At 70.7% G+C, this 24,916-nt stretch carries 19 protein-coding genes and 1 tRNA gene; 12 read left to right on the top strand and 8 right to left on the bottom strand.

Annotation, left to right across the window (positions count from 1 at the left end; all coding sequences use genetic code 11):
- Positions 1-40: 40 nt before the first annotated feature.
- A tRNA-Gly gene (locus tag ACZ6TD_RS23550) sits at positions 41-114 on the bottom strand.
- 598 nt (positions 115-712) lie between these two features.
- Between ACZ6TD_RS23550 and dcd the strand changes: the two genes are divergently transcribed.
- The gene (gene dcd / locus ACZ6TD_RS23545; RefSeq protein WP_037954192.1) at positions 713-1,288 is read left to right on the top strand and encodes a dCTP deaminase; all 576 of its coding nucleotides are present in this window, start codon (positions 713-715) and stop codon (positions 1,286-1,288) included.
- Between the two features lie 5 nt (positions 1,289-1,293).
- Positions 1,294-1,791 carry a phosphoribosyltransferase gene (locus ACZ6TD_RS23540; RefSeq protein WP_471357188.1) on the top strand — a complete coding sequence of 166 codons (498 nt, stop codon included), beginning with the start codon at positions 1,294-1,296 and terminating at the stop codon, positions 1,789-1,791.
- A 91-nt stretch (positions 1,792-1,882) separates the two neighbouring features.
- On the opposite strand, the gene ACZ6TD_RS23535 is transcribed toward ACZ6TD_RS23540, so the two are convergent.
- A complete protein-coding gene (locus tag ACZ6TD_RS23535; protein ID WP_471357185.1) occupies positions 1,883-2,839 on the bottom strand; it encodes a Yip1 family protein in 957 nt (318 codons plus the stop codon).
- A gap of 296 nt (positions 2,840-3,135) precedes the next feature.
- Positions 3,136-4,716 carry a VCBS repeat-containing protein gene (locus tag ACZ6TD_RS23530; RefSeq protein WP_471357182.1) on the bottom strand — a complete coding sequence of 527 codons (1,581 nt, stop codon included), beginning with the start codon at positions 4,714-4,716 and terminating at the stop codon, positions 3,136-3,138.
- Positions 4,717-5,648: 932 nt separating this feature from the next.
- Between ACZ6TD_RS23530 and ACZ6TD_RS23525 the strand changes: the two genes are divergently transcribed.
- Positions 5,649-8,366 carry a SpoIIE family protein phosphatase gene (locus ACZ6TD_RS23525; protein WP_471357180.1) on the top strand — a complete coding sequence of 906 codons (2,718 nt, stop codon included), beginning with the start codon at positions 5,649-5,651 and terminating at the stop codon, positions 8,364-8,366.
- A gap of 160 nt (positions 8,367-8,526) precedes the next feature.
- Here the strand turns inward: ACZ6TD_RS23525 and ACZ6TD_RS23520 are convergent, their stop codons facing one another.
- Entirely contained in the window at positions 8,527-10,794 is a 2,268-nt protein-coding gene (locus tag ACZ6TD_RS23520) for a (Fe-S)-binding protein (RefSeq protein WP_471357178.1), read from the bottom strand.
- A 292-nt stretch (positions 10,795-11,086) separates the two neighbouring features.
- Between ACZ6TD_RS23520 and dnaK the strand changes: the two genes are divergently transcribed.
- The 4 genes from dnaK to ACZ6TD_RS23500 are packed head-to-tail and all read left to right on the top strand — an operon-like array spanning position 11,087 to position 15,316.
- Entirely contained in the window at positions 11,087-12,958 is a 1,872-nt protein-coding gene (dnaK, locus tag ACZ6TD_RS23515) for a molecular chaperone DnaK (protein WP_471357175.1), read from the top strand.
- Complete coding sequence (gene grpE, locus ACZ6TD_RS23510; RefSeq protein ID WP_471357172.1) at positions 12,955-13,611, top strand: nucleotide exchange factor GrpE; 657 nt, start codon at positions 12,955-12,957, stop codon at positions 13,609-13,611. The genes dnaK and grpE overlap by 4 nt, the downstream gene beginning before the upstream one ends.
- A 45-nt stretch (positions 13,612-13,656) precedes the next feature.
- Positions 13,657-14,835 carry a molecular chaperone DnaJ gene (dnaJ, locus tag ACZ6TD_RS23505; RefSeq protein WP_471357171.1) on the top strand — a complete coding sequence of 393 codons (1,179 nt, stop codon included), beginning with the start codon at positions 13,657-13,659 and terminating at the stop codon, positions 14,833-14,835.
- A 1-nt stretch (position 14,836) separates the two neighbouring features.
- Complete coding sequence (locus tag ACZ6TD_RS23500; RefSeq protein ID WP_137978822.1) at positions 14,837-15,316, top strand: heat shock protein transcriptional repressor HspR; 480 nt, start codon at positions 14,837-14,839, stop codon at positions 15,314-15,316.
- A gap of 95 nt (positions 15,317-15,411) precedes the next feature.
- Here ACZ6TD_RS23500 and ACZ6TD_RS23495 read toward each other — a convergent pair whose 3' ends face one another.
- Entirely contained in the window at positions 15,412-16,011 is a 600-nt protein-coding gene (locus ACZ6TD_RS23495) for a hypothetical protein (protein WP_471357168.1), read from the bottom strand.
- On the bottom strand, positions 16,001-16,504 hold the full coding sequence (locus tag ACZ6TD_RS23490) for a SigE family RNA polymerase sigma factor (RefSeq protein ID WP_471357166.1): 504 nt from the start codon (positions 16,502-16,504) through the stop codon (positions 16,001-16,003). The genes ACZ6TD_RS23495 and ACZ6TD_RS23490 overlap by 11 nt, the downstream gene beginning before the upstream one ends.
- A gap of 167 nt (positions 16,505-16,671) precedes the next feature.
- Here ACZ6TD_RS23490 and ACZ6TD_RS23485 point away from each other — a divergent pair, with 167 nt between their 5' ends.
- From ACZ6TD_RS23485 to proP, 3 genes are all read left to right on the top strand, one after another.
- Positions 16,672-17,157: a hypothetical protein gene (locus ACZ6TD_RS23485; protein WP_471357164.1), complete on the top strand. Its 486-nt coding sequence runs from the start codon at positions 16,672-16,674 to the stop codon at positions 17,155-17,157.
- A 287-nt stretch (positions 17,158-17,444) separates the two neighbouring features.
- The gene (locus ACZ6TD_RS23480) at positions 17,445-17,816 is read left to right on the top strand and encodes a cupin domain-containing protein (protein WP_137978827.1); all 372 of its coding nucleotides are present in this window, start codon (positions 17,445-17,447) and stop codon (positions 17,814-17,816) included.
- Positions 17,817-17,870: 54 nt separating this feature from the next.
- Positions 17,871-19,481 carry a glycine betaine/L-proline transporter ProP gene (gene proP, locus ACZ6TD_RS23475; protein ID WP_471357160.1) on the top strand — a complete coding sequence of 537 codons (1,611 nt, stop codon included), beginning with the start codon at positions 17,871-17,873 and terminating at the stop codon, positions 19,479-19,481.
- Between the two features lie 114 nt (positions 19,482-19,595).
- Here the strand turns inward: proP and ACZ6TD_RS23470 are convergent, their stop codons facing one another.
- On the bottom strand, positions 19,596-20,000 hold the full coding sequence (locus ACZ6TD_RS23470; protein WP_471357158.1) for a pyridoxamine 5'-phosphate oxidase family protein: 405 nt from the start codon (positions 19,998-20,000) through the stop codon (positions 19,596-19,598).
- 118 nt (positions 20,001-20,118) lie between these two features.
- Here ACZ6TD_RS23470 and clpB point away from each other — a divergent pair, with 118 nt between their 5' ends.
- Positions 20,119-22,710 (top strand): ATP-dependent chaperone ClpB, encoded by a 2,592-nt coding sequence (gene clpB / locus ACZ6TD_RS23465; protein ID WP_471357155.1) that lies wholly within the window; start codon positions 20,119-20,121, stop codon positions 22,708-22,710.
- 201 nt (positions 22,711-22,911) lie between these two features.
- Entirely contained in the window at positions 22,912-23,448 is a 537-nt protein-coding gene (locus ACZ6TD_RS23460; RefSeq protein WP_020869726.1) for a YbjN domain-containing protein, read from the top strand.
- A 114-nt stretch (positions 23,449-23,562) separates the two neighbouring features.
- On the opposite strand, the gene ACZ6TD_RS23455 is transcribed toward ACZ6TD_RS23460, so the two are convergent.
- Complete coding sequence (locus tag ACZ6TD_RS23455) at positions 23,563-24,762, bottom strand: hypothetical protein (RefSeq protein WP_471357150.1); 1,200 nt, start codon at positions 24,760-24,762, stop codon at positions 23,563-23,565.
- Positions 24,763-24,916 lie beyond the last annotated feature (154 nt).

Here is a 24,916-nt window from a genome sequence, read left to right as displayed (position 1 = left end):
CAACAAACAAGGCCCAGGTCGCTGACCTGGGCCTTAAGCGTGGAGCGGGTGACGGGAATCGAACCCGCGCTCTGAGCTTGGGAAGCTCATGTTCTACCATTAAACTACACCCGCGAGAGGCACCCGATCTCTGGCGCCGCATCGTCGGACACTTTACCCCATGGCTGACCCCCGGCGCATTCGTCGTGGGGTCTTCGTGCTGTTCGGGGTGCGGTCGGGGGTGGGGCGGGGCCAAGGCGGGGGGTGAGGTGGGGTGGGTTCGGGGGTGTTTTGAGGGGGATTTGGCGTGGTTTTGGGGTGGATTTTCGGGGTGTCCGTGGGGTGGAAGCGGCTGTTGGGGTGCGGGAGTTGGGCGTACGGTGGGGGTGCGGAGTGCCGCGTGGAGTGGTGGGTGGTTGATCCCCTAATGTGGCTTTTGTCGTCCACGCCGTCCACGTTCTTGGGGAAGGGACTCAATGGAGCGCACCGTCGTCCGTTGTGCTGAAGGGCATGTGTTCAGCACCTCCTCGTTCCCGATGCAGCACCTCACCGTCGACCGCATCGGCCCCGGCCGGTTGCTGCGGTGTCCGCGTTGCGCTCGGCTCCGGCACGCGGTGCCAGTGGGGGCCGATAAGCGGTGAGCGGTAGCCGATGAAGTCGCAGGGTGCGGGCCCGGTCCGGTGGGACCGGGCCTGTGCCGTGGGGGCGCCTGTGATGTGCGTATCCTCTTTGGGTGCTTCTCTCAGACAAGGACATCCGGGCCGAGATCGACGCCGGGCGGGTGCGGATTGATCCGTACGATCCGGCGATGGTGCAGCCGTCGAGTATCGATGTACGGCTGGACCGGTTCTTCCGGGTGTTCGAGAACCACCGCTATCCGCATATCGACCCGGCGGTGGAGCAGCCCGATCTGACGCGGCTGGTGGAGCCCGAGGGCGAGGACGCGTTCATCCTGCACCCCGGCGAGTTCGTGCTCGCCTCGACGTACGAGGTCGTGACGCTGCCGGACGACATCGCCTCGCGGCTCGAGGGGAAGTCGAGTCTGGGGCGGCTGGGGCTGCTGACGCACTCCACGGCGGGGTTCATCGACCCGGGGTTCTCCGGGCACGTCACGCTCGAGCTGTCGAATGTCGCGACGCTGCCGATCAAGCTGTGGCCGGGGATGAAGATCGGGCAGCTGTGCATGTTCCGGCTGACCTCGCCCGCGGAGCATCCTTACGGCTCCGCCCGTTACGGTTCCCGCTATCAGGGGCAGCGCGGGCCGACGCCCTCGCGGTCGTTCCAGAGCTTCCACCGGACGAAGGTGTGAGCGGCGTGGGTGAGCAGCGCGAGAACCTTACGTACGAGCGGTTCGGGGTCGCGGTCCGCGAGCTGGCGGAGAAGATCGCCGGCGATGGCTACGAGCCCGACGTCGTGCTCTCCATAGCCCGCGGCGGGGTTTTCGTGGCCGGTGGGCTGGCGTACGCGCTCGACTGCAAGAACATCCACCTGGTGAACGTGGAGTTCTACACGGGCGTGGGGACCACCCTCGACATGCCCGTGATGCTCGCGCCCGTGCCCAACGCGATCGACTTCTCCGACAAGAAGGTGCTGATCGCCGACGACGTGGCGGACACCGGCAAGACGCTGAAGCTGGTCCGTGACTTCTGTCTCGGGACGGTCGCCGAGGTGCGCAGCGCGGTGATCTACGAGAAGCCGCAGTCGCTCGTGAAGTGCGAGTACGTCTGGCAGCGCACCGATCAGTGGATCAACTTCCCGTGGAGCGTGGAACCGCCCGTGGTGCGGCGGGAGGGGCAAGTGCGGGACGCCTGACACAGGCCGCGACGCATCAGACGCGTCAGACGCATGAGATGAGGGGCCCGCCGGTGCGGGCCCCTTGGTCATGCGGCCTGTGGTGCCGGCCTTACAGCGTTCCCAGCTTCAGCAGGCTCAGCAGCGCGATCAGCTGGAGCGCCGACGCGCCCAGCGCCTTCTGCCACGGCAGGTCGTGCGACTTGCTCACCATCGAGGTGAAGAGCGCGCCCGCCGCCAGCCAGGTCACCCAGCCCAGCACCTTCACCAGCGAGCTGTCCCCGCCCAGGAAGAGCGCGAACACCAGCCGCGGTGCGTCCGTGATCGACATGATCAGCATGGACAGGCCGATGGTCGGCGCCCAGGTGCCGTCGCCGCCCAGTTGGCGGGCGAGGGTGTGGGTGACGGCGCCCAGGATCAGCCCACTGATCAGCATGGCGACGCCCGCGGTGAGCACCCACGGGATGCTGTTGGACATGGGGGCGTTGAGGACGTCCTTACGGGCGTCATCGAAGCTGAAGACCGCCAGCAGACCGTAGACGAAGGTCACGATCAGCGCCGGGCCCCACACCGCGTAGTCCCGCATCTGCCAGAAGGTGGCCGACGGGCGCAGCACGATGCCGCTCAGCAGCTGCTGCCAGTGCAGCCGGGGGCCGGCGGGCGGGGTCGTGGAGGAGCCTGCGCGGTAGGTCTGCCCGCCGTAGCCGTCGTCGTACGAACCGGGGCCCTGGCCGTACGGGTCGTACGCGTCGGGCGCCTCGCCGACGCTGAACTGCTGTGTATGGCCCGAGTTGTTGTCGGCGTACGTGCCGCCGCCCTGTCCGTACGGTCTCTGCCCCGGGCCGTAGCCTCCGGGGCCGGGGCCCTGCCCGGGCCCGGGGCCGTAGTGCGGGTCCTGGCCGCCGAAATACTCCGGCTCTCCCTGTGAGGGGGGCTGCTGCCACTGCGGCTGCTGCTGACCGCCGTACGGGTCGTGCTGTCCGTACGGCGGCTGCGGCGGCCGCTGCTGCTGCCCTTGTTGCGCGGAGTGGGAGTCCCGTCCGCGTCCGATCCTGAATCCAGCCACCATTCGAACGTACCCGGTCGTAGCGGGCCGGGTGCGGGAGCTGTGTGGGCGGCCCGGGCATTGCGGCCGAGCTGTGACATCCCCTAGGGGGTCCCTTATGGGTTTTCCCCCGGTGGTCGGTGGGGGTTGCCGGGGGCGCCGGGGTTGCCGGGGTTGCCGGGGTTGCCGGGGTTGCCGGGGGTGCCGGGGTTGCCGGGGGCGCCGGGGGTAGCCGGTGTGCCCTCGCGGCGTTCTCCTGGCGTTCGCCCGCCCTGGTCCACGTCCTGGTCCGCGTCCTCGCTCGCGTCCTAGTCCGAGTCCTAGTCCGCGTCCGCCGCGAACGGCTTGCTGCTGAAGGCCGTCTTGTCCGCCGTGCCGTCCGTGATCCACCACCACTCGGGACGCTCGCCGTACCGCGAGAAGGCCAGACCGGGGCCCCACGCCAGGACGACCTCGTCCTTACCGTCGTGATCGAAGTCCGCGACACCGTAGAGCCGGGCCGCGCGCTCGCCCTTACGGACGGACCTGCCGTCCACGACGGCGGGTGCCGCGCGGGTCAGGAGATGACGCCGGGCGACGCGGGTCGTGGCGGGGCGGGAGCCCCGCAGGGCGAGCAGTTCCACGCCGCCCCGCCCGAGCGAGACGGCCAGTTCATCGGTGCCGTCGCCATCGGTGTCGGCGGCGGCCAGGGTGCCCGACATCCCGGGCACCTTGAGGGGGCGCGGAGTGGAACCGGCCGTCCGCGCCGCCTCCTTGTGGTAGACGCTCACCGTCTTGCCGATGTCCGGCCGCTCCGTCTCCACACCCGGCTCGTCATTACGGGTGCCGCTGTCGCCGACCGCGACATCGCGGCGGCCGTCGCCGTCGAAGTCGCCGAAGGCGATCGAGTTGCCCTCGCGCAGCCTGCGGCCCGTGTGGCTGAGGCCGCGGGACCCGGCGGTGAGGAGGGTGGAGCCGGACTGATCGTTGTCGTTGAGCGCGTGCACCACCAGATCGGTGGCGCGGTGGCCGTCGGCGGTGTCGGCGATCGTGTCGGCGATGAGGTCGCCGATCTCGCCGTGGCCCTCCAGCGGGCTCGCGTACGGCACGGTCCGGGCCGCCTTGCCCGCCCGGTTGAACGGCCCGTACAGCACCAGCAGCGAGTGCCGGTCCGCGCGGACCAGGGCCAGGTCGTGGTGGCCGTCGCCGTTGAAGTCGCCGACGGTGGGGCGCTGGGCGTCCACGCCGTCGTCCGGACCGGTCAGCTGGACGCGGGCGGCGGAGCGGGTGCGGTGGGGGCCGCCGGGGCCGCCCCAGGAGATGTAGGGGACGGTCCGGACGGTGGCCTGGGTGCGCTCGGTCTCCTGCTTGCCGAGCGCCTCGCCCGCCGTCGTGGTGACGTCGGCGTAGCCGTCGCCGTCGAGGTCGGCCGTGGCCACCTCGGTCGCGCCCGCGACGGTGACGTCCTGGGAGGGCAGCCCGAGGTCGCGGTCGCGGAGCACGGTGCGGGTGGCGGGATTCAGGCCGTGGGACGAGCCGTGGACGAAGGCGATCCGGCTGGGCAGCCCCCCTTTGCCGGACGGGACGGGGACGCGCAGATCGGGGTAGCCGTCGCCGTTGACGTCGTCCGGCAGCCGGCTGCCCTTGCCGTGGGGGACGGGCGCGGTCGCGGTGGGGGTGATGACGGACCCGGCGGCGGAGCCGTCGCGATGGCCTCGTGCGCCGTCGTCGGGGCCGCAGGCGGTGAGCAGCAGCGCCAGACAGGCCGTACCGGCGGCGACGCAGGTGGTGACGGACGTGGCCGCAGAGGCGGCGGCTGAGGCGGTGGTGACGCGAGGGATACGGGGGACGCGGGGGAGGGAGCGGCGTCGGGGGCCCGGGACGCGGCCGGGTGGTGCTGTGGGGGGAGGTGCGGGCGTCATCGGGCCACCTCAACCCATCAGGGCGGCTGAGGCCATGGGGCACGGCACTTCGTTACGAGGGTGATGCCTGACGCCCCGGTCGGCCGTCGCTCGGTGGCCTTTCCGGATGATGCGGGATCGATCAGTCTGCTTGGCTGTAAAGATGACCTTTGGAGCACAAGGGCCGTCCAGGACATTTACGGACGCCGTGGTGGGCATGATCCTGTAGGGGATTCGCAACGTCATTGTGAGAAGGGATACTTCACGGCCAGTATCGGTACGTCCGACGCGGAACTTCGACGCGGAAAAGCGGGGGCAGCCATGTGCTTAACGCACGATGTGCGGGTGACGGGTGAGGCGGCGAGAGCGGTGAAAGAGGGTGCGGGCGGGGTGTAGTCGCGATGTCGGACGGGAGTGCTCGGTCGGCGGCTGAGGATGCCGCTCGCCCACCGCTGAGCGAGGGTGCTAAAAATAACGACATGGCCGGACTTTTCGGTCGACCACGGGTTCCGCTGGCCCGCACGATGACCGACTGGCGCCCACGCGGTCGGCGTGAGGGGCCCCGCTCGGCATGGGAGCGACGTGGGCGGCGCGTTCAGCAGGACACGCAGGACCAGCAGGACCGACAGGACCAGCAGGGCCGACAAGACCGACAGGGCCCGCGAGACCAGCAAGGTCAACGAGACGAGCGAGACCGGCGAGGTCAGCGGGACCAGCGCGATCCAGCCGATCCCCAGGGCTCGCCGAGCCCCTCTGACCGCTGGGGTCGGCAGGGTCGGCAGAGCCCGTACGCCCGGCTGAGCCCGCATGGGCGGCCGTCGCTGCGCACCGGCTGGATCGGCCGCGGATCGGGCCCCGGCTCCGGCGGTGGCCCCGGCGGCGGCCCTGGCGCCCCCAACGGCCGCGGCTATGGGCGGCGGCCCCGCTGGCACCCGGGGCGCGGGGTGCGCACCGTGGCCGGCCAGGTCTTCGTCCTGCAGGTCGGTGTCGTGCTGCTGCTGGTCGTCGCCGCCGTCGTGGCACTCGTCCTCCAGTCCCGCTACGACAGCGAGCGGGAGGCCCGTAACCGCTCCATGGCGGTCGCCGAGAGCTTCGCGCACGCGCCGGGCATGGTGAGCACGCTGCGCGGCCCCGATCCCAGCGCCGTACTGCAGCCGCTCGCCGAGCGGGCCCGTAAGGGCTCCGGGGTCGACTTCGTCGTGGCCATGACGCCGCGAGGGATCCGCTACACCCACCCCAACCCCGGCCGGATCGGCAAGCACTTCATGGGCAGCATCCGCCCGGCGGCCGAGGGCCGGACGGTCCAGGAGACCTTCACCGGCACGCTCGGCCTGTCCGTACGGTCCGTGGTGCCTGTCAAGGACGCCCAGGGGAAGGTCGTCGGCCTGGTCGCGGCGGGTATCACGATCAAGAAGGTGAGCGGCGCCGCCGACCAGCAGCTGCCGCTGCTGTTCGGCGCGGCGGCGGCCGCCATGGCGCTCGCCACGGCGGGCACGGCCCTGGTCAGCAGGCGGCTGCGGCGCCAGACCCACGGGCTGGACCCGTCCGAGATGACGCGGATGTACGAGCACCACGACGCGGTGCTGCACTCGGTGCGCGAGGGCGTGCTGATCGTCGGCGGCGACGGACGGCTGGTGCTGGCCAACGACGAGGCGCGCCGGCTCTTCGACCTCCCGTCGGACGCCGAGGGCCGCCTGGTGTCCGAGCTCGGCTTCGACCCGCACACCGCCGCGCTGCTGGCGTCCGGGCGCCCCGCCACCGACGAGGTCCATACGGCGGGTGAGCGGCTGCTGTCCGTCAGCCACCGCCCCACCGACCGCGACGGCGGCCCGCCCGGCAGCGTCGCCACCCTGCGCGACACCACGGAGCTGCGCGCGCTGTCCGGCAAGGTCGACCTCGCGCGCAACCGCCTCAAGCTGCTGTACGACGCGGGCGTCTCCATCGGCACCACGCTGGACGTGGTGCGCACCGCCCAGGAACTGGCGGAGTACGCGGTGGCCCGGTTCGCCGACTACGTCTCGGTGGACCTCGCGGACTCGGTGCTGCGCGGCGAGGAGCCCCCGGACGGGGTCTCGGGCATCGGCGGCCTGGACGCGGGCTCGTGGCCCGCCGTGGCGGCCGCCGACGGCGGCCGTACGGTCCTGCGTCGTACGGCCCTCAGCGGCATCCGCGACGACGGCCCGCTCTACCCCCTCGGCATGCTGATCGAGTTCGGCCCGAGCGCGCCCCAGGCCCGGGGCTTCCGCAGTGGAGCGGTCACGGTCGAGCCGGTCCTGGGCGACTTCGGCGGCTGGCAGGAGCAGGACCCCGAGCACGCCCGGCGGATCGTCGACTACGGCATCCACTCGATGATCACGGTCCCGCTGCGGGCCCGGGGCGTCGTCCTGGGCGTGGCCAGCTTCATGCGCGCGGAGAAGCCGGAGCCCTTCGAGGAGGACGACGTCTCCCTCGCGGAGGAGCTGGTCACCCGGGCCGCCGTCAGCATCGACAACGCCCGCCGCTACACCCGCGAGCACACCATGGCGGTGACCCTCCAGCGCAGCCTGCTGCCCCGGATGCTGCCGGAGCAGAACGCGCTGGATGTGGCGTACCGCTATCTGCCGGCGGAGTCGGGGGTCGGGGGCGACTGGTTCGACGTGATCCCGTTGCCCGGGGCGCGGGTGGCGCTGGTGGTGGGGGACGTGGTGGGTCATGGTCTGCACGCGGCGGCGACGATGGGGCGGCTGCGGACGGCGGTGCACAACTTCTCCACGCTCGACCTCCCGCCCGATGAGATCCTCTCCCACCTCGATGACCTGATCGCCCGGATCGACCAGGACGAGGCTCCTGGTGGGCCGGACGGCGACGGCAGCGGTGGCGGTGGTGGCGGTGAGGGCATCACGGGGGCGACGTGTCTGTACGCGATCTACGATCCGGTGACGCGGCGTTGCACGATGGCGCGGGCCGGTCATCCGCCGCCCGCGCTGGTGCGTCCGGACGGCTCGGTGGAGTTCCTGGAGCTGCCCGCGGGGCCGCCGCTGGGCCTGGGCGGGCTGCCGTTCGAGACGGCGGAGCTGGAGCTGCCCGAGGGCAGCCATCTGGTGCTCTACACGGACGGGCTGATCGAGAAGCGCGACCGGGACATCGAGACCGGTCTGGAAATGCTGCGCGGCGCCCTGTCCCACCCCGGCCGGACGCCTGAGGACGCCTGTACGGCGGTGCTGGACGCGCTGCTGCCCGATCGCCCGAGCGATGACATCGCGCTCATCGTGGCCCGTACGAGGGTGCTGGAGCCCGGTCTGACCGCCGACTGGGAGGTGCCGTCCGATCCGGCGCAGGTGGCCGAGGTGCGTGCCGCGGTGGCCCGGAAGCTGGCGGAGTGGGATCTGGGCGATGTCGCGTTCACGACCGAGCTCATCCTCAGCGAGCTGATCACCAACGCGATCCGCTACGCGACCGGCCCGATCCGGGTGCGGCTGCTCTGCGACCGCAGCCTGATCTGCGAAGTCTTCGACACCAGCAGCACCTCCCCGCATCTGCGGTACGCGGCGACGACGGACGAGGGCGGCCGGGGGCTCTTCCTGGTCTCGCAGTTCGCCGACCGCTGGGGCACCCGCTACACCGCGGACGGCAAGGTCATCTGGACCGAGCAGGCGCTGCCGCTGTCGAAGAACGGCAGGCCGCGGGCATAAGGCCCTCATGAGAGCCGTAAGGTCGCCATGGCCTCCGTAAGGCCGCCGGCAAGCGTGGCCGAAGCCCGCCGGCAAGCGTGAAGCCCGCCGGCAAAGCGTGAAGCCCGCCCACGGACTCCGTGGGCGGGCTTCGACACATCGTCGCGGTGCTACGGCCGTGCTACTTGGCCGGGGCGGGCTCCGGCTCCTCGGCGTCCTTGCCGCCGTCCTCCGGCGCGGCCGGGGTCTTCACCGAGTCCAGGAGAAGCTGCGCCACATCCACGACCTGGAGTTCTTCCTTCGCCTTCCCGTCATTCTTCTTGCCGTTGACGGAGTCGGTCAGCATCACCAGGCAGAACGGGCAGGCGGTGGAGACGATGTCCGGGTTGAGGGACAGCGCCTCGTCCACGCGCTCGTTGTTGACGCGCTTGCCGATCCGCTCCTCCATCCACATCCGGGCGCCGCCCGCGCCACAGCAGAAGCCGCGCTCCTTGTGGCGGTGCATCTCCTCGTTCCGCAGCCCCGGCACCTTGGCGATGATCTCGCGCGGCGGGGTGTAGACCTTGTTGTGGCGGCCCAGGTAGCAGGGGTCGTGGTAGGTGATCAGACCCTCGACCGGCGTGACCGGGATCAGCTTGCCCTCGTCGATGAGGTGCTGCAGCAGTTGGGTGTGGTGGATGACCTCGAAGTCGCCGCCGAGCTGCGGGTATTCGTTGGCGATCGTGTTGAAGCAGTGCGGGCAGGTCGCGACGATCTTCTTCGCCGACTTCGGCTTCTTCGAGGACTCGTCCTCGTCGTCTTCGCCGAAGGCCATGTTCAGCATCTCGACGTTCTGCTGGCCGAGCTGCTGGAAGAGGAACTCATTGCCCAGGCGGCGGGCGGAGTCACCGGTGCACGCCTCGTCGCCGCCCATGATCGCGAACTTGACGCCCGCGATGTGCAGCAGCTCCGCGAAGGCTTTAGTGGTCTTCTTGGCCCGGTCCTCCAGGGCACCCGCGCAGCCGACCCAGTACAGGTAGTCGACCTCGGTGAGGTCCTCGATGTCCTTGCCGACGACCGGCACCTCGAAGTCGACTTCCTTGGTCCACGCCAGCCGCTGCTTCTTGGCCAGGCCCCAGGGGTTGCCCTTCTTCTCCAGGTTCTTGAGCATCGTGCCCGCCTCGGACGGGAACGAGGACTCGATCATCACCTGGTAGCGGCGCATGTCCACGATGTGGTCGACGTGCTCGATGTCCACCGGGCACTGCTCGACACAGGCACCGCAGGTGGTGCAGGACCACAGCACATCCGGGTCGATGACGCCGTTCTCCTCCAGCGTCCCGATCAGCGGCCGCTCGGCCTCCGCCAGCGCGGCCGCGGGCACCCCGGCGAGCTGCTCCTCGCTCGCCCTCTCCTCGCCCTCCATCGTCTTGCCGCCACCGGCGAGCAGATACGGGGCCTTGGCGTGCGAGTGGTCGCGCAGCGCCATGATCAGCAGCTTGGGCGAGAGCGGCTTACCGGTGTTCCAGGCGGGGCACTGCGACTGGCAGCGGCCGCACTCGGTGCAGGTGGAGAAGTCGAGGATGCCCTTCCAGGAGAAGTGCTCGATCTGCGAGACGCCGAACTGGGCGTCCTCGTCCGGGTCCTCGAAGTCGATCGCCTTGCCGTCGCTGGTCATCGGCTGCAGCGCGCCGAGCGCCACCTCGCCGTCCGCGTTGCGCTTGAACCAGATGTTGGGGAAGGCGAGGAAGCGGTGCCAGGCGATGCTCATGTCGAGGTTGGTGCTGACCGTGATCATCCAGATCATGGTCGTGCCCAGCTTGATCATCGCGAAGAAGTAGGTCAGGTTCTGCACCGTGTCCAGGCTCAGCCCGTCGAAGAGCTGGACCAGCGGATACGAGGCGAAGTACGCGGGCTCGTAGGAGTCGACGTGGTGCAGCGCGCCCTCGGTGCCGCGCAGCGCCATGATCGCGAGGCCGATGATGAGGATGACGTACTCGACGAAGTACGCCTGCCAGGCGGTGGAGCCGGTGAACCGGGACTTGCGGCCGGCCCGGCTGGGCAGGTTCAGCAGCCGGATCACCATCAGCGTCAGGATGCCCAGCGTGGTCATCGTGCCGATGAACTCGATGTACAGCTCGTAGGGGAGGAAGCCGCCGAGGATCGGCAGCGTCCAGTCCGCCTGGAAGAGCTGGCCATAGGCGTTGATGATGGTCGGCGGCAGGGTCAGGAAGCCGATCGCCACGAACCAGTGGGCGACGCCGATGACGCCCCACTTGTTCATGCGCGTGTGCGCGAGGAACTCCCGGACCAGGGTCACGCTGCGCTGCCAGGGATTGTCGGTCCTGGCTCCGGCCGGGACCGGCGCGCCGAGCTTGAAGAAGCGCACGAACTGTGCGACGGCCCGGCCGAGCAGGGCAACGCCGACCGCGGTGAGGACCAGCGACACGATGATCGCGGCGAGTTGCATAAGGGGCTCCTCGAACCTGCGAGAGCTGGATTACTAAGCAGTAACTTAATGTGGCTTGACCGAGATTACCCGCCCGGACGGGAACCCATGTAGTCGACGAGCCGGTGATCTGTGTCGCTCACTTGGCCCCTCCTCCACCTCATGTGGCCCCTCCTCCGCCTCATCCGCGCCCGCTTGGGCATAAGCCTCATATAAAACTTGAGCCCTGTCGACTCAGGTCTGTTGACAGCCGCACAGCGGTGATGCACGCTTGAGCCTGTTCCACTCAATGCTGTAGCTGGAGGATTCCGAAATGGCACGTGCGGTCGGCATCGACCTGGGTACGACGAACTCCGTCGTCAGTGTTCTCGAAGGCGGTGAGCCCACCGTCATCACCAACGCCGAGGGCGCCAGGACCACGCCGTCCGTTGTGGCGTTCGCGAAGAACGGCGAGGTTCTGGTCGGCGAGGTGGCCAAGCGCCAGGCGGTCACGAACGTGGACCGCACCATCCGGTCGGTCAAGCGCCACATGGGCACCGACTGGAAGATCAACCTCGACGGCAAGGACTTCAACCCCCAGCAGATCAGCGCCTTCATTCTGCAGAAGCTGAAGCGCGACGCCGAGTCGTACCTGGGTGAGAAGGTCACGGACGCTGTCATCACCGTCCCGGCGTACTTCAACGACGCCGAGCGCCAGGCGACCAAGGAAGCCGGTGAGATCGCGGGCCTCAACGTCCTGCGTATCGTCAACGAGCCTACTGCCGCCGCGCTCGCCTACGGGCTGGAGAAGGACGACCAGACCATTCTGGTCTTCGACCTCGGTGGCGGCACCTTCGACGTCTCGCTGCTGGAGATCGGCGACGGCGTGGTGGAGGTCAAGGCCACCAACGGTGACAACCACCTCGGTGGTGACGACTGGGACCAGCGCGTCGTCGACTACCTGGTCAAGCAGTTCAACAACGGCCACGGCGTCGACCTGTCCAAGGACAAGATGGCCCTGCAGCGCCTCCGCGAGGCCGCTGAGAAGGCGAAGATCGAGCTCTCCAGCTCGTCCGAGACCACCATCAACCTGCCCTACATCACGGCGTCCGCCGAGGGCCCGCTGCACCTGGACGAGAAGCTCACCCGCGCCCAGTTCCAGCAGCTCACCTCCGACCTGCTGGAGCGCTGCAAGACTCCGTTCCACAACGTCATCAAGGACGCGGGCATCTCGCTGTCCGAGATCGACCACGTGGTGCTGGTCGGTGGCTCGACCCGTATGCCCGCCGTCGCCGAGCTCGTCAAGGAGCTGACCGGCGGCAAGGAGGCCAACAAGGGCGTCAACCCGGACGAGGTCGTCGCCATCGGCGCCTCCCTCCAGGCCGGTGTCCTCAAGGGCGAGGTCAAGGACGTCCTGCTGCTGGACGTCACCCCGCTGTCCCTCGGCATCGAGACCAAGGGCGGCATCATGACCAAGCTGATCGAGCGCAACACGACCATTCCGACCAAGCGCTCGGAGATCTTCACCACGGCCGAGGACAACCAGCCGTCCGTGCAGATCCAGGTCTACCAGGGCGAGCGCGAGATCGCGGCGTACAACAAGAAGCTCGGGATGTTCGAGCTGACCGGCCTGCCCCCGGCCCCGCGCGGCGTGCCGCAGATCGAGGTCACCTTCGACATCGACGCCAACGGCATCATGCACGTCGGCGCGAAGGACCTCGGCACCGGCAAGGAGCAGAAGATGACCGTCACCGGCGGCTCCGCGCTGCCGAAGGACGACATCGACCGCATGATGCGCGAGGCCGAGCAGTACGCGGAGGAGGACCACAAGCGCCGCGAGGCCGCCGAGACCCGCAACCAGGCCGAGCAGCTGGTGTACCAGACGGACAAGTTCCTCAAGGACAACGAGGACAAGGTCCCGGCCGAGGTCAAGACCGAGGTCGAGGAGGCCCTCACCGAGCTGAAGGAGAAGCTCAAGGGCGAGGACACCGCCGAGATCCGCACCGCGACCGAGAAGGTCGCCGCGGTCAGCCAGAAGCTGGGCCAGGCCATGTACGCCAACACCCCGGGCGACGGCGCGGACGCGGCCGGTGCCGCCGCCGGTGACGCCGGCGCCGCGGGCCAGGCCAAGGCCGATGACGATGTGGTGGACGCCGAGATCGTCGACGACGACAAGGCCGACAAGGGTCAGGGTGGTGCCGCGTGACGGAGGAGACCCCGGGCTTCGAGGAGCAGCCCGACGTCCCCTCCGAGGCCGCGCAGACCCCCGACGACGCGGCGAAGGGCGCCGGGTCCGCCGACAAGGCGGGCCCGGCAGCCCCGGCCGGGGACCTCGAGCAGGTAGCCCTTCAGGCACAGCTGGACCAGGTCCGTACCGCGCTCAACGAGCGGACGGCCGACCTCCAGCGGCTCCAGGCGGAGTACCAGAACTATCGGCGCCGGGTCGAGCGGGACCGGGTGACGGTCAAGGAGATCGCCGTGGCGAGCCTCCTGTCCGAGCTGCTGCCCGTGCTCGACGACATCGGCCGCGCCCGTGACCACGGCGAGCTCGTCGGCGGCTTCAAGTCGGTGGGCGAGTCCGTGGAGACGGTGGTGGCCAAGCTGGGCCTCCAGCAGTTCGGCAAGGAGGGCGAGCCCTTCGACCCGCTGATCCACGAGGCCCTGATGCACAGTTACGCGCCGGATGTCACCGAGACCACGTGCGTGCAGATTCTGCAGCCGGGGTATCGAATCGGCGAGCGCACGATCCGCCCGGCGCGGGTCGCCGTCGCCGAGCCCCAGCCGGGAGCCGCCGCCGGCAAGGGCGAGGGCGAGACCGCGGCGCCGGACGAGGAGAGCGGTGGCCCGGAAGAGGGCTGACGTGACGGTGACCGCGAGAGCAACAGGAGAGGAGGGACGTCGGGGATGAGCACCAAGGACTTCGTGGAGAAGGACTACTACAAAGTCCTCGGCGTCCCCAAGGACGCCACCGAGGCAGAGATCAAGAAGGCGTACCGGAAGCTCGCCCGCGAGTACCACCCGGACGCCAACAAGGGCGACGCCAAGGCGGAGGACCGGTTCAAGGAGATCTCCGAGGCCAATGACATCCTCGGGGACCCCAAGCGGCGCAAGGAGTACGACGAGGCCCGCGCGCTGTTCGGCAACGGGGGCTTCCGCCCCGGGCCGGGCGGACCGGGCTCCACCGGCAGCTTCAACTTCGACCTGGGCGACCTCTTCGGCGGCGCGCAGGGCGGCGGTGGCGGCGCCGGCGGCTTCGGCGGCGGGCTCGGGGACGTCTTCGGCGGGCTGTTCGGCCGCGGCGGCGCCACCCGCGCCCAGCCGCGCCGGGGCCAGGACATCGAGTCCGAGGTGACGCTCAGCTTCATCGAGGCCGTCGAGGGGGCCACGGTCCCGCTGCGGATGTCCAGCCAGGCCCCGTGCAAGGCGTGCTCGGGCACCGGCGACCGGGACGGCACCCCGCGCGTCTGCCCGACCTGTGTCGGCACCGGCCAGGTCAGCCGGGGCGGCGGGGGCGGCTTCTCGCTCACCGACCCGTGCGTGGAGTGCCGCGGCCGCGGGCTGATCGCGCAGAACCCGTGCGAGACCTGCAAGGGCAGCGGACGGGCCCGTTCCGCCCGCACCATGCAGGTCCGGATCCCCGCGGGGGTCAGCGACGGCCAGCGGATCCGGCTGCGCGGCAAGGGCGCCCCGGGCGAGACCGGCGGCCCGGCCGGCGATCTGTACGTGGTCGTGCACGTGGACCCGCATCCGGTCTTCGGCCGTAAGGACGACAACCTGACCGTCACCGTGCCCGTCACCCTTCCCGAGGCGGCGCTCGGCGGCGAGATCAAGGTCCCCACCCTGGGCGGCCCGCCGGTCACCCTGAAGCTGCCGCCCGGCACGCCCAACGGGCGGACCATGCGCGCCCGGGGCAAGGGCGCGGTGCGCAAGGACGGCACCCGCGGAGACCTGCTGGTCACCGTCGAGGTCACGGTGCCGAAGGACCTGAGCGACTCGGCGCGTGACGCGCTGGAGTCGTATCGCGAGGCGACCGTGGGGGAGGACCCACGGGCGGAGCTGTTCAAGGCCGCGAAGGGAGCTTGAGATGGACGGCCGAGGAGGAATCGGAGGCAGGGGCGCCGGCCGGCCCCGCAACCCCTATGAGCTGACCGAGGATTCGCCGGTCTACGTCATCTCGGTGGCCGCCCAGCTCTCCGGGCTGCACCCGCAGACCCTGCGTCAGTACGACCGCCTCGGCCTGGTCTCCCCCGACCGTACCGCCGGCCGCGGCCGACGGTACTCCGCGCGCGACATCCAGCTGCTCCGCCAGGTCCAGCAGCTCTCCCAGGACGAGGGCATCAACCTCGCCGGGATCAAGCGCATCATCGAACTGGAGAACCAGGTCGCGGCCCTCCAGGCCCGGGTCGCCGAGCTCCAGGCCGCGGTCGAGGGCGCCGCGACGGCCATGCAGCAGCGCGAGGCCCAGGTCCACGCCTCCTACCGCCGCGACCTGGTCCGCTACCAGGACGTCCAGCAGAGCAGCGCCCTGGTCGTCTGGCGGCCCAAGCCCAAGCGCGGCGAATAGCGCGTCCGGCCTCGCGGCCATGTGGCCCGGCGACCGTTTCCCGGTCGCCGGGCCCGCTTGTGCGCGGACGCGGGTCGGGGGGGCGGGGGGGGAGGTCACGACCCGCCCGGGCAACCCCACTTCGAGATCTTCATGGCTCGGACGTCGAAGTCGACGTCGATCGCTACCGGTCCGCTGCTGTTGACGACCCGCGCCCGGACGGTGCCGGCACCGGTGCGGCGAGGCTCGCCGACGGTGAAGACCGTATCCGCCGTCACCCGCCCACACGTGGCGGCGAGGCCGTCCGCCCCCTTGCGTTTGCCGACCATCGCATTCCTCAGCGCGGTCTCGGTGAAGTGCACCGCCATCAGCTTCGACAGCTTGGCGTCCTGGGCCGGCCTCCGGGAGGCGAGAGCTTCCGGCAGGCCGGAATAGTAGGCGCGCAGTTTCTCCTGGGCCCGCTCCATGTCCCTGCCTTCCCGGGGATGAGCGGGCTCCACCGCTGACCGTTCCGGCCTCGTGACGTTCCAGACGGTGGCCGCTCCGAAGGCCACCACCCCGACGGCGGCGACGGCGCCGGCAAGAAAACGGCGCCTGCGCCGCCCGGCACTCCGCCGTCGCACGTCCCGCCCGGACAGGGCCCGTTCGACCCGGACATCGTCGAGTGCCGTCGCGGTCTCGGCGAACCAGGCTTCGACCCGGCGCTCATCCGACATGATCTACCTCTTTGTCCGGCAGGGGGGAAAGGTAGTGAGCGAGCGACGTCCGCCCCCGGACCAGCCACGTCCTGACGCTGCCCGTCGGCCAGCCCATCTCGGCGCTGATCTGCTCGACGCTCAGATCGCACAAATGGTAGAGAACGATCACGCTTCGCTGCTTGGCCGGAAGCGTTTTGAGCGCGTCCATGAGGGCGATGTGCTCCGGGGACGGGCCTTCCACGTGTCGATCTTCATGATGGCGCTGCAGCAGCTGTAAACCGCGCCGCACCCGGCGGAACCGGGATACGGCGAGCCGCCACGCCGTGGTGCGGATCCACGCCTCCTGCGAAGCGGCGCCCGAGAACCGCTCCCACCGGTCCCAGGCCCTGATGAACGCTTCCTGGACGACATCCTGGGCCTCGGAGAGATCCCCGGTCATCGCGTAGAGCTGCCGAACCAGCCTGGGATAGGCCAGTGCATAGAAATCGTCGAACTCCTCTTCCCGCCGCACCCATCGCCCCTCTTCCCGCCGATTCCCCGTACAGGAGGACGCACCGGCGTCCGCGCCGCGCTACGGCGCCGTGCTGTGACCTGTATCACCGGGACCGGGTGTCGCCGCAGGGTCCCCGTGGCGCGTATTCGCCATGTCCCAGTCGGACCGACAGCAGAGGAACCCCCATGCGCCACGCCGGACGCCGCAAGGCGAGCAAGACAGCCACGAAGCTCAAGACCGCCGCGGTCAGCGCCCTCGCGCTCGGCGGCCTGCTCCTGGCGGCGGAGTCACAGGCCAACGCCGCCGCGCCGGCCTCGCACTCCGTACCGGACGCCGAGAAGGAGGCGCGGGCCAAGGCCGTGGCGGACGGCAAGGACGGTGACGAGGCGCGGGCCCAGGCGCGAGCCCGTGGGCAGAAGGGCAGGGAGGCCGGTGCGGTGCCCCGCACGCTCACAGAGGCCCAGAAGCGGGCCCTCGCGCAGCGGAAGAGGGCCGTCGCCATCGCGGAGGCGGAGGGCGGGTCCCACGCCTCCTCGTCCGCGGCGGCCCGGAAGCGGGGCGTCACGCAGCGGGAAAGGGCCGTGCGGACCACGAAGATGTCGGAGGAAGAGGCGAGGGCGCGCGCCGAGAAGGCCCGCGCGGTGGCGAAGTACCGCTCGTCCCACCGCTGATCGGGGACACCGCCCCGTGGAGGCCGACCGCCATCACGCGGTCGGCCTCCAAGTTGAACGATCCGGCTGCCAGCTGAGCGACCTGCGGGTCGTGCTGGTTTCCGCCCTGGCCGGTCGGCGACGTCGGCATGGTGTTCCCCCCAGAACCGTTTCCGTGCGTGAGCAAAGCCTTGCGGGATGCCGTCGGGGCGCTGGGGCGCACAAGGCGTTTGTGAGAACGCCGAGGTCTCGAAGCGACCCCGGGCCCCGCCGGGCGCACCATGGAGATATGGGAGGAGGTACCGCCAATGTTGGAGATCAAGACGATGGACAAGCCGGATGAGCGGCGGGACTTTCCCGGTGGTCATCTGGAGGCGCTGAACCTGACCGGACTGCACCTCGCCGTGGCCACCTTCGAGCCCGGCTGGCGCTGGAAGGAGTCGGTGCGGCCGATCGTGGGGACGGACAGCTGCCAGGTCCAGCACAGCGGGATCATCGTGCAGGGCCGGATGCGGGTGCGCATGGACGACGGGGCCGAGGGCGAGGTGGGCCCCGGCGATGTGTATGTGGTGCCGGCCGGCCACGAGGCGTGGGTGGTCGGTGACGAACAGGTGGTGATGTACGACGTCGGCGGCCAGATGGCGGAGACCTACGCGAAGTCCAGCGATGCCGGGGCCTGAGCCCGGGGGCGGGAGCGGCGTCGGATAGCGGTTCAGCCGGCGGCAGGGGACGAGATGACTACCGGTCCGAGACCACCGCGCGGCCCCCGCCGCGGAGGCTGGCCGCACGGCAGTGCCCGTACCGACCAGCTGATCCGGACGCTGCTGCGCCGCCGCAAGGAGTCGCTGGCGATCGAGGACGTCACCGTCGTCGACAAGCCGGGGATGCGGCGTGCCGTCGCGGCGACGGCCATCGGCAACACCATGGAGTGGTTCGACTTCGGCGTCTACGCGTATGTCGCCGTCACCCTCGGCCGTGTCTTCTTCCCCGCCGACGACCCCGCCACCCAGGTGGTCTCCACGTTCGCCACCTTCGCCGTGGCGTTTCTGGTGCGGCCCTTGGGCGGGCTGGTGTTCGGGCCGCTGGGCGACCGGATCGGGCGGCGGCGAGTGCTGTCCACCACCATGATCATGATGGCGACGGGCACCTTCGCGGTGGGTCTGCTGCCCGGCTACGACGCGATCGGCTTCGCCGCCCCGCTGCTGCTCCTGGCCTGCCGGGTGGTGCAGGGCTTCTCGACCGGCGGGGAGTACGCGGGCGCGACCACGTACATCGCCGAGTTCGCGCCCGATCAGCGCCGTGGCTTCCTCGGCAGCTGGCTCGACTTCGGCACCTTCATCGGCTATTCGCTGGGCTCCGGCCTGGTCACCGTTCTCACCGCCGTCGTCGGTGAGAACGGGATGGTGGGCTGGGGCTGGCGGGTGCCGTTCCTGGTGGCGGGGCCGCTGGGGCTGATCGGTCTGTACATGCGGCTGCGGCTGGAGGAGACCCCGGCGTTCCAGCAGGAGGCCGAGCGGGCGGCCGAGGCGGCGGAGGCGGCGGCGGCCCATGGCGAGCCCCGGCCGGTGGAGGAGGCGCGCCAGTCCGGGAGGGGGCGGCTGAAGGAGATCTTCACCCGGCACTGGCAGGCGGTGCTGATCTGCATGGGGCTGGTGCTGATGTACAACGTCACCAACTACATGGTGACGTCGTACCTGCCGACGTTCATGACCTCCACGCTCGGCGATGACGCCACCACGGCCCAGGTGCTGGTGCTGGGCACCATGCTGTTCGTGGTGCTGGCGATCACGGTGGTCGGGCGCACGTCCGACCGCTGGGGGCGGCGGCCGCTGTTCCTGTTCGGCAGCCTGGGCATGATCGTGATGGCCGTTCCGGCGGTGCTGCTGATCCGGGAGGGCGGCGTCCTGCTGCCCGCGATCGGCTGTCTGATCCTGGGCGCGATGCTGGTCACCTTCGCGGGGACGAGCGCCGCGACGCTCCCGGCGCTGTTCCCGACCCGGCTGCGCTACGGCGCGCTGTCGATCTCGTACAACCTCTCCGTGTCGCTGTTCGGCGGGACCACGCCGCTGCTGGCCTCGTGGCTGGTGGCCACCACGCACAACACGCTGGTGCCCGCCTTCTACCTGGTGGCGGCGGGCGTGATCGGGCTGATCTCCACGATCTTCCTGCACGAGACGGCGGGGAAGCCGCTGCGCGGTTCGGGGCCCATGGTGGAGACCGAGGAGGAGGCGCGGACGGCGGTGGCCGAGAGCCGCACGGAGGCCGGGCGGCGCGCCCGCGACGTCTGGATCCGGCTGCGCCACCCCTGGGCGGGGGCGGGACATCGGGAGGAGGAAGAGGAGTGACGGGCCTCAGGCCAGGAGGAGTGGCGGGTCTCAGAGGAGTGACGGGCCTCAGGCCAGGAGGAGTAGCGGGCCTCAGAAGAGGGACGGGCCTCAGGCCAGGAAGAGGGACGGGCCTCAAGCCCGGCCCATTGCCCGGGTGAGGGCGATCTCGATGACCACGCGGTCCGGGTTGGGCCGGGGGGTGCGCTGGTAGCGCTCGGCGTAGCGGCGCTCGGCGTCCGCGATCGGCTCGGGCTCCTCCCGTACCACCGCGAGCCCCTCCAGCGTTGCCCACCGCCTGCCCGCCAGTTGGCAGACCGCGACCCGCGCACCGCCCTCGCCCGCCGCCCGGACGTTGGCGACCTTGACGCTGTGACGGCTCGCGATGACGCGGGCGAGCCCGGCCTCGGGTTCGTAGGTGACGCCGACCGGGACCACATGCGGGGTGCCGTCCGGGCGTGGGGTGGTCAGGGTGCACACATGGCGTTCGCGCCAGAAAGCGAGGTACTCGGGATCGGGGTTGCGGGGATCGACGGACATGACCCAGAACCTAAGGCCAGAGGAGTGGCGTTCGCGAGGTTGAGTGGAATAGACTCAACTTTACGGAGGTTGGGTAGGGCAGGGATGGAAAGATCGGAGCGAGGAGGAGCACAGGGACGTGGATGCCGAGCTGACCAACAAGAGCCGGGCGGCGCTGAGCGCCGCCAATGACCGGGCGGTGTCCTCCGGGCATGCGGACATGACGCCCGCGCATCTCCTGCTCGCCCTGCTGCAGGGCCAGGACAACGAGAACGTGATGGATCTGCTGGCCGCCGTCGAGGCCGACGCGGCCCTGGTGCGCGACGGCGCCGAGCGGCTGCTCGCCGCCCTGCCCAGCGTCCAGGGCTCCACCGTGGCCCCGCCGCAGGCCAGCCGCGACCTGCTGGCCGTCATCGCGGACGCCACCCAGCGGGCCAGGGAACTCGGGGACGACTACGTCTCCACCGAGCACCTCCTCATCGGCATCGCCGCCAAGGGCGGCCAGGCCGGGGAGCTGCTCGACCAGCAGGGGGCGGGCGCCAAGAAGCTGCTCGCCGCGTTCGAGAAGGTCAGGGGTGGACAGCGGGTGACGACGCCCGATCCGGAGGGCACGTACAAGGCCCTGGAGAAGTTCGGCACGGACTTCACCGCCGCCGCGCGCGAGGGCAAGCTGGACCCGGTCATCGGCCGGGACCAGGAGATCCGCCGGGTGGTGCAGGTGCTCTCCCGGCGCACCAAGAACAACCCGGTGCTGATCGGCGACCCGGGCGTCGGAAAGACGGCCGTCGTCGAGGGGCTCGCCCAGCGGATCGTCAAGGGCGATGTGCCCGAGAGCCTGCGCGACAAGCGCCTGGTCGCCCTCGACCTCGGCGCGATGGTCGCGGGCGCGAAGTACCGCGGTGAGTTCGAGGAGCGGCTGAAGACCGTCCTGGCCGAGATCAAGTCCAGCGACGGCCAGATCATCACCTTCATCGACGAGCTCCACACCGTGGTCGGCGCGGGCGCCGGCGGCGACTCCGCGATGGACGCGGGCAACATGCTCAAGCCCATGCTGGCCCGCGGTGAGCTGCGCATGGTCGGCGCCACCACGCTCGACGAGTACCGCGAGCGGATCGAGAAGGACGCCGCGCTCGAGCGCCGCTTCCAGCAGGTGCTGGTGACCGAGCCGTCCGTCGAGGACACCGTCGCCATCCTGCGCGGGCTCAAGGGCCGCTACGAGGCCCACCACAAGGTGCAGATCGCCGACGGCGCGCTGGTGGCCGCCGCCGCCCTCTCCGACCGGTACATCACCTCCCGCTTCCTGCCCGACAAGGCCATCGACCTGGTGGACGAGGCGGCCTCCCGGCTCCGGATGGAGATCGACTCCTCGCCCGTGGAGATCGACGAGCTCCAGCGGTCGGTGGACCGGATGCGCATGGAGGAGATGGCCCTCGCCCGCGAGACCGACGAGGCCAGCAAGCAGCGGCTGGAGAAGCTGCGCCGCGACCTCGCCGACAAGGAGGAGGAGCTGCGCGGCCTCACCGCCCGCTGGGAGAAGGAGAAGCAGGGCCTCAACCGCGTCGGTGAGCTGAAGGAGAAGCTGGACGAACTGCGCGGCCAGGCCGAGCGCGCCCAGCGCGACGGCGACTTCGACACCGCCTCCAAGCTGCTGTACGGGGAGATCCCGGCCGTCGAGCGGGAGCTCGCCGAGGCGTCGGAGGCCGAGGCCGAGGTCCAGGGGGACCGCCCGACGATGGTCAAGGAGGAGGTCGGCCCGGACGATGTGGCCGATGTGGTCGCCTCCTGGACCGGCATCCCCGCGGGCCGGCTGCTGGAGGGCGAGACCCAGAAGCTGCTGCGCATGGAGGACGAGCTGGGCAAGCGGCTGATCGGCCAGACCGAGGCCGTACGGGCCGTCTCGGACGCCGTGCGCAGGACCCGGGCGGGCATCGCCGACCCGGACCGGCCCACCGGCTCGTTCCTCTTCCTCGGCCCCACCGGCGTCGGCAAGACCGAGCTGGCCAAGGCGCTCGCCGACTTCCTCTTCGACGACGAGCGGGCCATGGTCCGCATCGACATGAGCGAGTACGGCGAGAAGCACAGCGTGGCCCGGCTGGTCGGCGCCCCGCCCGGCTACGTCGGCTACGAGGAGGGCGGCCAGCTCACCGAGGCGGTGCGCCGCCGCCCGTACAGCGTGGTGCTGCTGGACGAGGTGGAGAAGGCCCACCCCGAGGTCTTCGACATCCTGCTGCAGGTCCTGGACGACGGGCGGCTCACCGACGGCCAGGGCCGGACGGTGGACTTCCGCAACACCATCCTGGTGCTCACCTCCAACCTGGGCAGCCAGTACCTGATGGATCCGCTGCTCGGTGAGGAGGAGAAGAAGCAGAGCGTCCTGGAGACCGTGCGGGCCTCCTTCAAGCCCGAGTTCCTCAACCGCCTGGACGACCTCGTGGTCTTCTCCGCGCTCAGCGGCCCGGAGCTGGCCCGGATCGCCGAGCTCCAGATCGCCCGGCTGGCCCGCCGCCTCGCGGACCGCAGGCTCACCCTCGACGTCACCCCGGCCGCGCTGGAGTGGCTCGCCGTGGAGGGCAACGACCCGGCGTACGGGGCGCGCCCGCTGCGCCGGCTGATCCAGACGGCGATCGGCGACCGGCTGGCCAAGGAGATCCTCGCCGGGGAGGTCCGGGACGGCGACAAGGTCCGGGTGGACCGGGTCGGCGACGGCCTGCTGGTGGGCCCCGCGCAGTAGGCGGCCTGCCGGTGGGCCCGCGCAGTGGGCGGCCTGCTGGTGGGCCCCGCGCGGTAGGGGCCCGGGGCCGCTCGGCGCCCCCGGTCCCGCTGGTTCTCCCGGCCGTCGTTTCGGCCGGATCGGGCAATGTACGGCCGGGGTTGCACGGCGGGGGCGGGTGTGAGGGAGGATGGCGGTATTCCATACGAAGGGAAATCCACGGTGAGCATCGACCCGTCCTCGATTCCGAATTTCGGGGGTCAGCCCGAGCCCGAACCGACGGGTCCGAGCGGCCCCGTGCTGCCCGACCAGGACCTGGTCAAGCAGCTACTGGAGCAGATGGAGCTGAAGTACGTCGTCGACGAGGAGGGGGACCTCGCCGCGCCGTGGGAGCAGTTCCGCACCTACTTCATGTTCCGCGGGGAGGAGGAGCAGCAGGTCTTCTCCGTCCGCACGTTCTACGACCGGCCGCACGGCATCGATGAGAAGCCGAGGCTGCTCGAGGCGATCGACGACTGGAACCGCCGCACGCTGTGGCCGAAGGTCTACAGCCACACCAATGACGACGGCACGGTCCGGTTGATCGGTGAGGCGCAGATGCTGATCGGCACCGGCGTCAGCCTGGAGCACTTCGTGTCCAGCACGGTCAGCTGGGTGCGGGCTTCGATCGAGTTCGATCGCTGGCTGGTCGAACAGCTCGGTCTGGAGGCCGACATCGAGTCCGACGGCGACGACAAGCCGGGCGACGACGAGGCATGAGCCGCCGAGCCGCATAGCCGTATCGCGGTCAGCTCGGCCGTACGTTCGGTAGCAATGGCCGTACCCCGGTAGCAATGGCCGTACCCCGGTCGGCGAGGCCGTCGGCCGTACCGGTCAGACCGGGCTGGTGGCCATGGTCAGCAGATACGTCCCGTAGAGACAGGAGAGCCCGGCCAGCGCGCCGCCCACCAGGACGGCGGTGCCCGGCCGGGCTCTTGCCATCGCCAGCGCCGCCGGGAGCAGCAGCGGGAAGGCGGGCAGCAGGAAGCGCGGCTTGGACGCGAAGTAGTTGGCGCTGGCGAGCGCGATGAACACCAGGGCGAGGGTGTAGACGACCAGCGGCAGCGGCGGTGGCCGCAGCGCGAGCCCGACCAGGGAGATCAGCGAGGCGCCGATGACGATCAGCGCCATGTAGTGCGACAGATAGCCGCTTCCCATGATCAGGGAGCGGGTGGAGCGGAAGCCGCTCGCACCGAGATCGAGATACGTGCCCCAGTCGTCCTGGACGTCCAGATAGCCGCGCCACGTGCCGCGCCGCACCCCCACCCACGTGGCGTAGCCGAGCCAGCCGAGCGGTGACAGCGCGGCCCCCGCCCACACCCGCCAGGACGTCCGCCCGCGGTGGCGCCGGATCTCGGCGGCCGCGCACGCGCACACGGCCGCCGCGACCGCGAGCCCGTTGGGCCGGGTGGCCCCCGCGCACAGCGCGAGCGCCCCGGCCCACAGCCATCGCCCGGTCAGCAGCGCGTACAGCGACCAGGCCGCCAGCGCCGTCAGCAGCGACTCCGTGTACGCCATGGACTCGATGACCGCATGCGGCAGCAGCCCCCACAGCGCCACCAGCGTCAAGGCCACCCGCCGCCCGTACAGCCGCTCCCCGACCGCGTGGATCCCCCAGGCCGCCAGCCCCGCCGCGACCCAGGCGATCAGCAGCCCGGCCGCCACCGCGCTCACGGGGAGGACGCCGGTGACGGCCCGGATCAGCGCCGGGTAGAGCGGGAAGAACGCCAGATCGCTGAAGGTCAGGCCGGGGTGGGTGACGGAGGGGCGGCTGGTTCCGTAGCCGTGCTGGGCGATGGCCACGTACCAGAGGCTGTCCCAGTAGTGCCCGAGCTGCGTTCGCGGATGCTTCCCGGCCCGCCAGGACCCCAGCGCCACGCAGAAGATCCCGGCGGCCCGCACCGTCGCGTACACCGCCAGCGCGAGCCACGCCCGCCCCAGCGACGCCCCGACCCGCCCCAGCACCCGCCGCCGTTCGGCCTGCCGCCGGGGCGGCTCCGGGGCCCGGGTGGACGCGGCGGTGTCGGCGGACACGGACACCTCCGGTGCGGGCACACGACGGGCACACGACGGACCTGCGCCGAGCCCCCGGGAGGGGACGGACCAGGGGGCTCGGCGGACACACCGACCATCCGCCACGCCGCGGACGCCCGCGACCCGGGACGTCCAACCGGGGGAGCGGGGGTTG

This window comes from Streptomyces yongxingensis (genome assembly GCF_055597465.1).
This window is presented reverse-complemented; position numbering and strand designations above follow the sequence as displayed.